Annotated in this window: 14 protein-coding genes; 4 read left to right on the top strand and 10 right to left on the bottom strand. The window is 45.2% G+C overall.

The window, feature by feature from the left end:
• Window positions 1–5: 5 nt before the first annotated feature.
• The 7 genes from RBI_RS02575 to RBI_RS02545 all read right to left on the bottom strand — a co-directional run bounded on the left by RBI_RS02575 (window position 6) and on the right by RBI_RS02545 (window position 5,765).
• A complete protein-coding gene (locus RBI_RS02575; protein WP_022288499.1) occupies window positions 6–575 on the bottom strand; it encodes an electron transport complex protein RnfA in 570 nt (189 codons plus the stop codon).
• 2 nt (window positions 576–577) lie between these two features.
• Window positions 578–1,261, bottom strand: coding sequence for an electron transport complex subunit RsxE (rsxE, locus tag RBI_RS02570; RefSeq protein WP_038670799.1), 684 nt, complete (start codon window positions 1,259–1,261; stop codon window positions 578–580).
• Complete coding sequence (locus RBI_RS02565) at window positions 1,254–1,814, bottom strand: FMN-binding protein (protein WP_038670797.1); 561 nt, start codon at window positions 1,812–1,814, stop codon at window positions 1,254–1,256. The genes rsxE and RBI_RS02565 overlap by 8 nt, the downstream gene beginning before the upstream one ends.
• Window positions 1,811–2,752, bottom strand: a complete 942-nt coding sequence (locus tag RBI_RS02560; protein WP_038670794.1) for an RnfABCDGE type electron transport complex subunit D — start codon at window positions 2,750–2,752, stop codon at window positions 1,811–1,813. The genes RBI_RS02565 and RBI_RS02560 overlap by 4 nt, the downstream gene beginning before the upstream one ends.
• A gap of 13 nt (window positions 2,753–2,765) precedes the next feature.
• Window positions 2,766–4,070, bottom strand: a complete 1,305-nt coding sequence (gene rsxC / locus RBI_RS02555) for an electron transport complex subunit RsxC (protein ID WP_038670792.1) — start codon at window positions 4,068–4,070, stop codon at window positions 2,766–2,768.
• 27 nt (window positions 4,071–4,097) lie between these two features.
• Window positions 4,098–5,096 carry an FAD:protein FMN transferase gene (locus RBI_RS02550; RefSeq protein WP_038670790.1) on the bottom strand — a complete coding sequence of 333 codons (999 nt, stop codon included), beginning with the start codon at window positions 5,094–5,096 and terminating at the stop codon, window positions 4,098–4,100.
• Window positions 5,097–5,171: 75 nt separating this feature from the next.
• Window positions 5,172–5,765, bottom strand: a complete 594-nt coding sequence (locus RBI_RS02545) for a helix-turn-helix transcriptional regulator (RefSeq protein WP_038670787.1) — start codon at window positions 5,763–5,765, stop codon at window positions 5,172–5,174.
• A gap of 173 nt (window positions 5,766–5,938) precedes the next feature.
• On the opposite strand from RBI_RS02545, the gene RBI_RS02540 reads away from it, so the two are divergent.
• Genes RBI_RS02540 through RBI_RS02525 form a run of 4 tightly spaced genes read left to right on the top strand, consistent with a single transcriptional unit; the run spans window position 5,939 to window position 8,319 of the window.
• Window positions 5,939–6,598 (top strand): histidine phosphatase family protein, encoded by a 660-nt coding sequence (locus tag RBI_RS02540; protein ID WP_038670785.1) that lies wholly within the window; start codon window positions 5,939–5,941, stop codon window positions 6,596–6,598.
• Between the two features lie 44 nt (window positions 6,599–6,642).
• The gene (locus RBI_RS02535) at window positions 6,643–6,861 is read left to right on the top strand and encodes a hypothetical protein (RefSeq protein WP_038670782.1); all 219 of its coding nucleotides are present in this window, start codon (window positions 6,643–6,645) and stop codon (window positions 6,859–6,861) included.
• Window positions 6,830–7,477, top strand: coding sequence for a hypothetical protein (locus tag RBI_RS02530; protein WP_038670781.1), 648 nt, complete (start codon window positions 6,830–6,832; stop codon window positions 7,475–7,477). The genes RBI_RS02535 and RBI_RS02530 overlap by 32 nt, the downstream gene beginning before the upstream one ends.
• The gene (locus RBI_RS02525; protein WP_038670779.1) at window positions 7,474–8,319 is read left to right on the top strand and encodes an RluA family pseudouridine synthase; all 846 of its coding nucleotides are present in this window, start codon (window positions 7,474–7,476) and stop codon (window positions 8,317–8,319) included. Before RBI_RS02530 ends, RBI_RS02525 begins: the two co-directional genes overlap by 4 nt.
• On the opposite strand, the gene RBI_RS02520 is transcribed toward RBI_RS02525, so the two are convergent.
• The 3 genes from RBI_RS02520 to RBI_RS02510 are packed head-to-tail and all read right to left on the bottom strand — an operon-like array spanning window position 8,300 to window position 11,995.
• On the bottom strand, window positions 8,300–9,445 hold the full coding sequence (locus RBI_RS02520; protein ID WP_038670777.1) for a Ger(x)C family spore germination C-terminal domain-containing protein: 1,146 nt from the start codon (window positions 9,443–9,445) through the stop codon (window positions 8,300–8,302). The two genes, RBI_RS02525 and RBI_RS02520, sit on opposite strands and share 20 nt — an antisense overlap.
• Window positions 9,432–10,499 carry a GerAB/ArcD/ProY family transporter gene (locus RBI_RS02515; RefSeq protein WP_038670775.1) on the bottom strand — a complete coding sequence of 356 codons (1,068 nt, stop codon included), beginning with the start codon at window positions 10,497–10,499 and terminating at the stop codon, window positions 9,432–9,434. Before RBI_RS02515 ends, RBI_RS02520 begins: the two co-directional genes overlap by 14 nt.
• Window positions 10,496–11,995 (bottom strand): spore germination protein, encoded by a 1,500-nt coding sequence (locus tag RBI_RS02510; RefSeq protein ID WP_038670772.1) that lies wholly within the window; start codon window positions 11,993–11,995, stop codon window positions 10,496–10,498. Before RBI_RS02510 ends, RBI_RS02515 begins: the two co-directional genes overlap by 4 nt.
• Window positions 11,996–12,078 lie beyond the last annotated feature (83 nt).

The following is a 12,078-nucleotide window of genomic DNA, read 5'->3' as shown; positions in this document are numbered from 1 at the left end:
TATTATCAGATTATTCCCGAAAAGCCCATAAAGCTTAGCGAAACGATAGACGCCGCAATGAGCGTTGCAGGTACGCCCTTGAAAGTTTCAGGAAAATCGCAGTTTTCTATCCTTGCTCTTACTCCGCTGAAAAGCAAGAGGGCAAGAGTAAACGCAAGTCCTGTTCCAAGTGCGTTTGTAAGGGACTGAAGAAAATTATAGCCGTTGTCTATGTTTCCGATAGTAACACCGAGAACTGCACAGTTGGTTGTGATAAGAGGCAGATAAACGCCCAGTGCCTTATAGAGAGGCGGCATCATCTTTTTCATGACTATCTCAACAAGCTGAACGAACATTGCTATAACAAGTATGAATGCCACTGTTTTGAGATACTCTATACCAAAATGCTCAAGAAGTCTGTATACAGGATATGTGATAGCTGTTGCGCATATCATAACGAATATTACTGCTGCACCCATTCCCACAGATGATTTCATCTGCTTTGATACGCCAAGGAAAGGACATATTCCCATGAACTGAGAAAGCACAACGTTATTTACGAACACACAGCCGATAAGTATAAGTATGTAGCTCATTTTTATGCCTCCTCACTCTCTGTTCTGCACTGACCCTTGCACAAAGCCGCATTTGGGCAGCCTGAGCAGGAAATCTCCTTTGGCGGCTTCTTGTTCGCTATCTTGTTCACAAGTGCGATAAGACAGCCAAGCACGAAAAATCCGCCTGCCGGCATGATGAACACTGTCATAGGATCGTCGCACAGGAAAGGTATCTTGAAGCCGAACCATGAGCCTGTGCCAAGTATCTCTCTTATAGAACCCATTGTGAAAAGTGAAAGTGTAAATCCAAGACCCATTCCAAGTCCGTCAAGGACTGACGGGAATATCTTGTTCTTGCTGGCAAAAGCCTCCGCTCTGCCAAGGATAATACAGTTTACCGTGATAAGGGACAGGAATACGCCTAATGCACTGTAAAGCTCAGGTATATAGCCTTTCATAAGAAACTCGATAAGAGTAACGAAGCCTGCGATTATTACGATAAAGCAAGGCAGTCTTACAGCCTTTGGGATAGCGTTTTTCAAAAGGGATATAACAAAGTTTGAGCAGACAAGCACGAACGTTGTGGCAAGTCCCATTCCGATACCGTTTTTCGCCATTGTTGTGACCGCAAGGGTCGGACACATACCAAGGAGCGTAACAAGTGTCGGGTTTTGCTTTATGATACCCTTTGTAAATTCATACAGATTAGAATTTTTCTCAGCCATTGAGTATCTCCTCCTTATGCTCGTCAAAAAGCTTCACAGCCTTTTTGCACGCAGATTTCATTCCCTTTGAAGAATAGGTGGCAGCGGTAACATTGTCGATAGAATTTTCATCAGTGTCAACACCAAAGCCCTTTAGCTTTGAAAGAAAACTATCGTCCTGCACCTTTGTGCCAAGACCCGGAGTTTCGCCTATAGAGAGAAACTCTATCCCCTCGATAGTTCCCTCGCTGTTTATACCGATAAGCAGATGAAGTCCACCCTTTGAATAGCCGTCCTCAGTTATCTCGATAACGCATCTGCCGTTATCTTTATCTGTGATAATGGAGTTCACGCCCTCTGTATCAAATGTGACAGGGGTCTTGCTGTCACCCTCGCCGTCAAGCATTATCTCATAATCGCCCTTGCCGAATATCTCCTCACAGCCCTTTTTCATATCGTCTGTAAGAACACCTGTATTGTCAACATATGTGGCATTATAGGCAAGCACCAAAAGTCCGCTGACAACTATACATATTATAGTCAGCACCAATGGAGGCATTATTTTATCTTTCATTCAGACTTCGCCTCCTTCTTCTTTGTTATAGCCCCTAAAGGCTTTGTTTTTGTTATCATGTCGATATATGGTGTAAGTATATTCATAAGCAGTATTGAGAATGAAACGCCCTCAGGATAAGAGCCGAAGAAGCGTATCACACAAGTGATGATACCACAGCCGATACCGAATATCACCTTGCCTGTTTTTGTAACAGGAGTTGTAACATAGTCAGTTGCCATGAAGAATGCACCGAGCATTACGCCGCCTGCAAGTATCTGATAGATGCCGTCCTCGCCGCAAAGATATGAGAACACGAAAACTGTGCCGATAAATGCAAGGGGTGTATGTACTGAGATTATCTTCATCATTATAAGGTATATGCCGCCAATGAGCAATGCCGCCGCAGACACCTCGCCAAGACAGCCGCCTACTTTTCCGAGGAAAAGATCTAGATAATCGGCAGGGGCGGAATGTGCCGCCGCAAGAGGGGTCGCACCTGTTACGATATTGTCAGGGTCATAGAAAGGCACTACCCAATGGGTCATGTTGCCTGTGAAAGCAAGCATAAGAACTATTCTTCCCACGATAGCAGGGTTGGCAAAATTCTGTCCCAGACCGCCGAAAAGCTGCTTTACTATAACGATAGCAACGAATGTGCCGATAGCAGCCTGCCAATAAGGCATTGTCACAGGGAGATTGAACGCCAAAAGCATACCGGTCACAAGTGCCGAAACGTCCTTTGTGGAATCAGGCCTTTTCATTATAAGATTGCAAAGCCTTTCCCATATGAGTGCCGTTATCATGCAGAAGCCTGTGAGCATAAGTGCACGTCCGCCGAAAACATAGGCAGACATTGCAAGTGCAGGGCAAAGCGCCACAAGCACATGGGTCATCACCTTAGAGGTAGAAATATTATCCCTTATCTGAGGCGAAGGGCTGACAAGCATTTTTTCCATTTTTCTTACCTCCTTATGTTCTTATGAAAGCTTTTGCAAGCTGATTTTTCTCTGCAAGATCTCTCTTTGCAGGACAGACGTATGAACACGAACCGCAGTTCATGCAAAGACCCACCTTTAGCTTCATAAGAGCTTCCTTATCACGCCTGTCATAAGCCTTTTCAAGCTCTGTAGGCATAAGATTCAGCGGACAAGCAGAGATACATCTTCCGCACTTTATGCAGTTTGTCTGTGTGCACCTGTCCTCGATACCCTTTTTCTTATCAGCCTTTTCACCAAATGCAAGAATGGCGTTTGTGGTCTTTGTCACAGGGGTGTCAAGCTCATAAAGGCACATTCCCATCATAGGACCGCCAAAAAGGGCTTTTCTAACCTTTTCTTTATCACAGTCACCGAATTTCAGTATATCCTCCGCAGAAGTTCCTATAGGTACTTTCACATTGCATGGAGTAGATACCACGTCACCGTCAACAGTTATACGCTTTGATATGAGTGGCATACCTGTTTTGGAATACTCACCGATAAAGCCTGCTGTGGTAACGTTCATTACGATAACGCCCTGATCTGACGGAAGCTGACCCTCGCCAACTACACGTCCCGTGGCGTTGAATATTATCACCTTTTCTGCACCCTGAGGATAGCATGACTTCAGCACCTTTACTTCGATACTTTCATCATCAGCCGACTTTTCACGCATAAGCTTTATAGCCTGTGGCTTGTTGTCCTCGATACCGATAACGACCTTTTTAAGCCCCAGCATATCACGCACGAGCTTTATTCCGCACATAACATCGTCAGCGTTCTCCATCATCTCACGATAGTCGCTTGTTATGTAAGGCTCACACTCAGCGGCGTTTATAACAAGAGTATCAACCTTGTATTTGCTCTCGTCAAAGTTGAGCTTTATGTGCGTCGGGAAGCCTGCGCCGCCCATTCCGCAGCAGCCTGACTGCCTTACGGCTTCACAAAGGCTCGCCTTGTCTGTTATAACAGGCGGCTTTACGTCAGGTGATACCTCCTGCTCTCCGTCGGTGTCGATCTCCACCATTTTGCACACCTTTCCGCCTGCTGTGAGCAGTTCGGATATCGCCGCCACTGTGCCTGACACAGACGAGTGAACAGGGCATGACATAAAAGCGTTGCTTTCGCCTATGACCTGTCCCACAAGCACTCTGTCACCCTTGGCAACTGTCGGCTCGCAAGGTGCTCCCATGTGCTGTGACATGGATATCTTCACTCTTGCAGGCAGCGGCATGGCGATAGTTTCGCTGTTTTCCGTCCCCTTTTTGTGGGAAAGAAAAATGCTGTTGAGTTTCATAATTTTCCCCCTTATCATACTTTATGACTATTCAAACCTGAATTTATCATCACTTATACTTATCCTGCTCTTTATACTGTCAGAGCAATAAACTATGCCATTTTCATCAATGGCAATAACTTCTATATTTTCATCACTGAGCCACCTGTCAAGCTCAACGCTTCCGCCAATAAAAATGCAGGTAGACAGAAAATCGGTTTCAATGCCGCTCTGCCCTATCACAGTGACTGAAACAAGGTCTGTTTCGCATGGATAGCCTGTTGTCAGGTCAAAAATATGGCTCCACTTTTTGCCCTGTGCTTCAAAATAACGCTCATATCCACCAGAAGTGGAAACAAATCCACCGCCGCTTGTGAAGCTAAGGCAGGTGTTATCGTTATCAAAAGGGTCTGTGACCGCAACCTTGAAATCTGTTTTATCCGGCTTCTGCCCGTAAAGAAGCGTTGACGAGCCAAAGCTCACCACCGCACAATCGGCTTTTTCACTATCCAACAGCTTTTTCGCTTCGTCAAGGGCAAAGCCCTTTCCGTCACAGCCCACGTCTATCTGTGTGCCGTTTTCAAGGACACATTCGCTCCCCGAAAGCTTTATATTCCCATATCCCACAGCGGAAAGAGCAGTCTGCATCTCACTTTGCTCAGGCACTCTCGGCTCATCGCCAGTAACGTTCCAAAGTTCCGTCACTGCCCCTGCGGAAATATCCGCTCCGCCGTATTTTTTTGTAAGCTCTATGCTCTTTTCTATAAGATGTGCAGTTTCCTCAGAAAGCTCAAGCCTGCCGCTCTCATTGAGCCGTGATATCTCCGAGCCTTCCTCATAAGGCGAATAAAGCTTTTCCAAAGCCTTTATCCGCTCTTTCACCGCCTCAGCGTCGCCGCCGTACACAGCCGCCGTGCATGGGCAATCCATGGCGAAAAATGTCGCTTCATCTGGCTTCTTATCAAGATGAATCATAACCGCTCCGCACACCATAAGAGCCGCCGCACACGCTACCGATACAAACAGCCGCCTTTCAGGCTTTTTCATTTTTATACCTCACTTGAAATTAGTTGAAAAGTGTGTTATAATATCCGAAGTATGATAACATCGGTATCAAAATTCTTATGTGCAAGCGAGCAAAATGTGTTCGCACTCTTTGATAAACGCCCTCAGTTCAGGATTTTTTTCCACTGAAACCTCGAGCCTGTTCACCTTTTTTCCTGCCATACCAAGGATCCTGTCAAGGTCTTTAGGCTGAGCAGAAAGATATTTTACACAGCGTTCCATGGTTTCCTCAGTGTCAAGCTCAAAAAGCTTGTGGGAGTTGTGAGGATTTTCAGAGTAAAGCTTTCTCAAAAGCATATAGGTGCATATTTTCACCGCCATGTCCGTCTGAGTTTCAAGGCCCTTTATGCCGCTGTCTTTTATAAGCTCCCTCAGCAGCTCGCTTCCCTCGTCCGGACAGCCTAACGCAGAGTTTTTTTCTCTGACCTTGACTAAACCGAACACATCTTCATAGGAAGCACCGTAAAGCTTTATAAGAGCAATGATGATATTGACGTTCTGCTTTTTGCCGTGTTCAACGGCTGATATGCAAGACTGGCTGGTGCCGACTGCTCTAGCCGCACAGCTTTGTGTATAGCCGCTTTCTATCCTTGCGGCGGTAAGCTTCTCACCTATCCTGAGAGTCAGCTCATCTTTGCTGTCATTGCTCATGTAATATCTCCCATGTATAAAATCATATTGGTTTTTCAACCATTATTCTATTATACTATAAATTTATGTATTTGTAAATATAAAATCTATAAAATGACGTATTTAAGTGAAAAAAATTTGTGCAGGTTTTAAATCACTTATCATAAAAGAAAAAGAAAGCAGGTATTTTAAATATGAAAGGCTACAGAATAGCATTTATCCGTCACGGAATGACGCAGGCAAATCTTGACGGACGTTATATCGGTACTACCGACTTGCCGCTGTGCAGAGAGGGTGCTGACCAGCTTTATGAAAAGATAGAAAAGTATGATTACCCTTCGGTGCAGAAGGTCTACACCTCGCCTTTAAAAAGGTGCAAACAGACTATATCTATACTCCAGCCTAACAGGCTTGTGGCTGAGATGCCCGAGCTTCGTGAAATGGACTTCGGCAAGTTTGAGAACAAGACCGCTGATGAGCTTATGAATGACCCTGATTATGAGCAGTTCATAAAAGGAGGACTTGACAATCCTCCGCCGAACGGCGAATCAACAAGAGAGGTCATAAACCGCTGTTATGAAGCTCTGAACATCATCATTTCCGATATGATGTACGAGGGTCTTACAAATGTTGCGGTATGCACCCACGGAGGTCTTATAATGAATATGCTGGCAGGCTTCGGTGTGCCGAAAAGGAAGCCTATGGACTACGCCTGCGATTTCGGTGAGGGCTTTGAAGTCATGGTGACAGCTTCCATGTGGCAGCGTTCAAACGCTTTCGAGGTAATAGGAACATATCCGCCAAAATATGAGGAAATGCCTGATTACACTGTTGAGGATTATTATACCGACTAAGAGGATAAGTAAACAGTAAAAACAGAAACGAGGGGGGAAAAGGCTTGACAAACAAAGAGATAAAACTGTCAGCAAGAAAAAATATAAGCCAGAACATGGGAAACTGCGTATCGCTCACGGCATTTTTGTTTGCGGTGTTTGTATTTCTTGGTCTGTGCGAGCTTGCCCTTTTTATGCTTTTCAAACGCATCGGCTGGGAGTACTTTTTCTCATGGCAGGGAATAAAAGATCATGTTTTCCGTAAGGCTATTCTGGTTTCTTGACCTCATTGTCATTATACCTTTTGCATCTTTTGAAATGTGGACTGTCCGCAGATTTTTTGTTGATATTGCAAGAGCAGACAGCTATGTGGGATCGAGGCAGTATATAAACTCGCATTCTTATGTATATTATTCCCACACCATGTTTTCTTCCATTATAATTAATTCACTGAAATTATTTTCCGCAGTACCTTTCGCTATCTCAACCTACAGCGTGTATTATTGGGGCTGGGTATGCAAGCTCAGCGAGCTTACCTCCGCAGGTCTTCTTTGTTTCATGTTCTCACTCGGTCTGTCTGTTGTGTTTTTCGGACTTATGGTGCATTACTGGATATCCCTTGCCCTTGCGCCATATATAATGACTCTAAACCCACGCACCAACATTTTTGACGCCTGCGATCTTTCTGTAAGGCTCATGGACGGTCAGCATGGCAGATATATCTCGTTCCTGCTGAGCTTTGTTATGTATATCCCCGCACTTCTGTTAGTATATCCTGTTTTTATCATCTATCCATATTTCAGACTAAGCTATATAGTGTTTTTGCAGGATATAATGGGAAGCTACTGGCAGGACAAAATGCCGTCAATGATAAAGCGCTGGAGGAAATACAGCAAATGACTGTGACAATAACAAAAGAAGAAAATGAAAAAGCCCTTGAATGTGTACTGCGTTCAAGGGGCTTTTCAAAAAGGCTCATAACAAGGCTCAAACGCACTGAAAACGGCATGACAAGAAAGGGCGTCCTTATCCGCACTGTTGACCTTGTATATGAAAATGACATCATCATGATAAACGAGGGTGACGGTGAAGCTCTTGACCCTAATCCTGACCTGAAAGCTGATATCCTCTATGAGGACAGCGAGGTGGTGGTGTTCTCAAAGCCGCCTTTTATGCCCTGCCACCCGTCAATAAAGCATCGTGACGATACGCTGGGAAATCTTTTTGCCTCACTTTATCCAAGCCTCGCTTTTAGGCCTGTCAACCGCCTTGACCGCAACACGAGCGGCTGTGTGCTTGTGGCAAAAAGTCAGCGAAGCGTCGCAATGCTCCAAAAAAGCTTTGAAAAGACCTATGTTGGGATAATAAAAGACCTGCCCCACTGCGGCGGGCGTATCTGTGCGCCTATCGCAAGGGAGCAGGAAACTATAATAAAACGCTGTGTGAGGGCTGACGGACAATATTCCGCAACGGATTATCTTGTACGCAAAAGGCTGGGAGATCTTTCTCTTGTGGACTTCTTTCTTGAAACCGGCAGAACGCACCAAATAAGAGTACACTCGGCTTTTATGGGCTATCCTCTCCTGGGTGATGACCTTTATGGCGAGGCAAGCCCTCTTATAAGCCGTCAGGCTCTCCACTGCGAGAAAATGACTTTTCAAAGCCCCGAAAACGGCAGGATAGTGACTGTTACCGCACCGCTTCCCGAGGATATGCTCTGTCTTATGACACCCGACAGGTGATATCCGTTTCAAGCTCCACCGAGCCTAGCACTTCATCAAGGCGGTCGGCATACTTCAGATAGCTTTGCGGATATTTGTGACGGAAAAGCCGCCACACATCAAAAATATCCGTCCTGTTCTCATACATGGCTTTGTTCCACACCCCTGTGATATTTTCTTCAAGGCGCTGTTTCACAAGTGCCGCCACCTTGTCTGAGCTTTTCTCGTCACGGATATCAAGAGAAGTGTGTGCAAGAACAGAGAGCTTCAATCTGCATACGAGCCTGCCGTTCTCGTTATCAAGCTTCAGGCTGTGGCTGTCAGAGGTTATCCTAACGTCCATGGGGCTTCCATTATATTCGATAATATCAGAATACTGCTCTGCCTTTCCCGTGAGCCACAGACAGCCTGATGCGTCAGCGTGGGAAAGATAGCTCTCAAGCACCGTACCTTTTCGTATAAGGGCGGTCTTTTTTATTTCCAAAAGCGGCTCCTGCTGTTCCGCTGACTTTTCCTCATGGCTCTCCGCAAAATCTCCCAGCGGTTGTTTGATAGATATAACTGGCATAGCGATATACTGCGGTGATCTTATGCAGGAAAGCAGATCGATAAGGCGGCACTCCACCGTTACGCCGTTTTTCACACCCATTTTTATGACCTGTGTGAAGTTTTCTGAGGACATCGTTCCCCTTGTTAGCTGAACGTTCATAAGCTCCTCTGCGGTATTTTCCGCCAAGCAAAGCTCCACTCCAAGAAAAACATTTTTGTCCTTTATAGCAAAAGAGAAAAGCTCCTCCGGAGAGGAAAAATCTGTATTTTTATTAAAGCATATTATTTGAAGATGGCCAAAAAAGATCTCCCTGCCTATCTGATACTGACAGCCCTCAATGGCGTCTCGGATACTCCTGCCTTTGCAATTGACAGTCTGTATATTGGACTGGCTCACATCAAGAGGAGTGTCAGAACCCATACTCTGGGTCTTAAAGACCTGCAGTGACACATTGTATTCCCCGTTCTCATAGTCAACGCCCATGGCGTGGCAAAGAACACGCTCCTCGATATCCACCTGCCTGCCGAAAGAAGAAAACAGCAGCGTCACTGCTGCGATAAAAAGCACAACAGCCACCTGTATCTTACGCTTTTTCATCAGATCTCGCCCCCTTTTTAACAAATATCAGGCATAGAAGCGGTATTACGCCTCCGAGAAATATGAGTGGGATAGGGCTGAGCCCTGCGTATGCGATGCTCTCCCACTTGTGAGGCAAGAGCCAAAAGAGCGTTGCCGCCGCAGGAATCACCGCTGTTATTATCACGCCCGAGCCAGAACCGAGCTTAGGAAAAACATATCTCAGGCATCTGCCTGAACAATGGAAATATACTCCCAGCTTATATACCGAGAGCATTACCCACACGCCCATAACAGCGGCGTCATAGCGTTCTATTATGGCAGTGCGTGAAAATGCCGCAAGTGCGAAGAATGGCAGTTTTGCAAGAAGAGTGTAATCTCCAAGTATCATTGTGATAAAGCCTAAGACTATTTCAACAAGGGCAAGCCTTGTGAGCAGAAAATACACAGACGTTTTTGCTGCATTGCCCTTTGTTGAGGGTAAAAGAAAAGCTATCACTGCAAGATAAGAGCTTCTTGCAAGCTCGCTGACAGCAGAATGAAAAATGCCTTTTCCAACGTTTCTTTCCGCAAGGTGAAAATCAACGAATGTGAAATCTTCAAGAGAGCTTATAACAAGGATAGATGTCACAAAGAGAAAAAGTACAAAAAGCACTGTTCCCGTTTTTCCTATGACCCCAAGACCTGACATTGCAACATATATCCCGCAGGCGGCAACGCTGAGAACTATCATGAGCCGTGGTATATAATCAGAAAAATAATAATCCATAAAATAGGTGAAGGTGCCGATAACATAAAATGACACTGTAAGAAAATATGCAAGATACATTGTACAAACTCCCCTGCCTGCCCACTTTGAACGGCTCACCACAAGGGTGCATGGGTCATCATTAGGAAAGCGCTTGTGGAAAGCCGCCATACCGCATATCATAACTATCTGAAAAGCTGTAGACAGCATTGTTCCAAGCATAAGCTCCAAAGCGTTTGCGGTGCTTTCAGGGAGAAATGTCATCATTGAAAAGGCTCTTGTACAGATAAGCATTGCAAAAAACTGCGATGGCGTAAGCTTTTTCATTGGCTTCCCCCCTTTTCGTCAAGCTTGTATTCTTTAATGGTGCTGTGAGTTTTCTCATATGACCGAAAGCTCCGCCTTGAAATAACGTCCTTTATACCCTTTGAGAAAAATGGCGTAACAGGAGCGGTGTAAGATACTGCAAGGTCGTCCATGGAGTTTATATTTATCATCAAAAGCACAGTGCAAAGTGCAATGCCATAAAGCCCCGAGCCGCCGCCCACCAGGATATACACTAGCCTTAATATAGCCGTCTGCTGATAAAGGCTCGGTATAACGAACGATGATGTTGTGGTTATCCCCACCACTATAAGCAGAGGGGCGGACACAAGTCCGCTTTTTACGGCAGCGTCGCCTATGATAAGACCGCCCACTATAGAAACAGTGCTTCCCACAGGCTTTGGAAGCCGCAAGCCTGCTTCTTTCATTATCTCAAATAGAAGCATTAGCACAAGCACCTCCACTGTCAACGGATAAGGCGTTGACTCCTCTGAAACTGCAAGATTCAGAAGAAGCTTCAATGTGAAGACCTCAGGGTGAAAACTCGCCAGTGCAACATACAGACCCGGAAAAGCCACCGCTAGAAAGAACGCAATATATTTCAGCCACCGCATAAAGGTGACGTAAAAAGGCTTTTCCGCAAAATCGTCCATGGTCTGGAAATTTTCCGCAAAAAGCGATGGGCAGATAAGCACAAATGGAGTGCCGTCCACAAAAACACATATCCTGCCCTGATTTAGCCTTGTGCATATCATATCAGGTCTTTCGGAATAAGCCATTTGTGAAAACACTGACGAACCGAAGCCTTCGTCGATAAAAGGTTCGATATATCCGCTTGTGAGAACAGTGTCGAGCTTTATGCCTTTGAGCTGTTTTCTCAGCCTGTCCACAGCGTCTGAGCTTGCCCGGTCGCTCATGTAGACCATGCACACGTCGGTGGAAGAACGCTTTCCTATCTGCATCATCTCAAACCGCAGCGATGGTGTTTTCATTCGTCGGCGCACAAGAGAAATATTAGTTCTTATTGTTTCCGTAAAAGAATCCTGTGCGCACATTATAGTCTGCTCGCTTGCAGGCTCAGAAACCGACCGCTTGTCGTAACCTTGGATACCGTAAACAACAGCCTTTGAAAGCCCCTCCACAAATATGACCGCAAAGCCCGAAAACAAAAACTGTATGACGTCACCATAATTAAAGACCGTTTTTCTCTCGGCGGCAAGCAGGCTTTCTTTTGTCAGGAAGTCGAATACCTGCTCTGAATTGCCCTTTGACTTTTGTGCAGAAAGCTCCATTATAGGTCTGAAAATAAGCTCTGACATTGCGCTCGTTGAGATCATTCCCTCTATGGATACCAACGCACAGCTTACGGAGCATATCTTCACATTCATTATGTTAAGATCCATTGAATTGCCTGTTATGGTGCGAAGGGAAGTCATGGCAGCGTCAATGGTCTTATCTATCTCAGCGTTTTTGTAGTTTCTGAAATCGGGTGTATTCATTTTGTTTCTCCTACATGAAATTTTGTTGTATTTATTATCTGCGGCTGTTATCAGAATATTCTGCATTAAAGCTGCAAAAAATA

The organism is Ruminococcus bicirculans (ex Wegman et al. 2014) (assembly GCF_000723465.1).
Lineage (GTDB): Bacteria > Bacillota > Clostridia > Oscillospirales > Ruminococcaceae > Hominimerdicola > Hominimerdicola aceti.
Note: the sequence above shows the minus strand (reverse complement) of the source record. Positions and strands in the feature narration are given on the sequence as shown.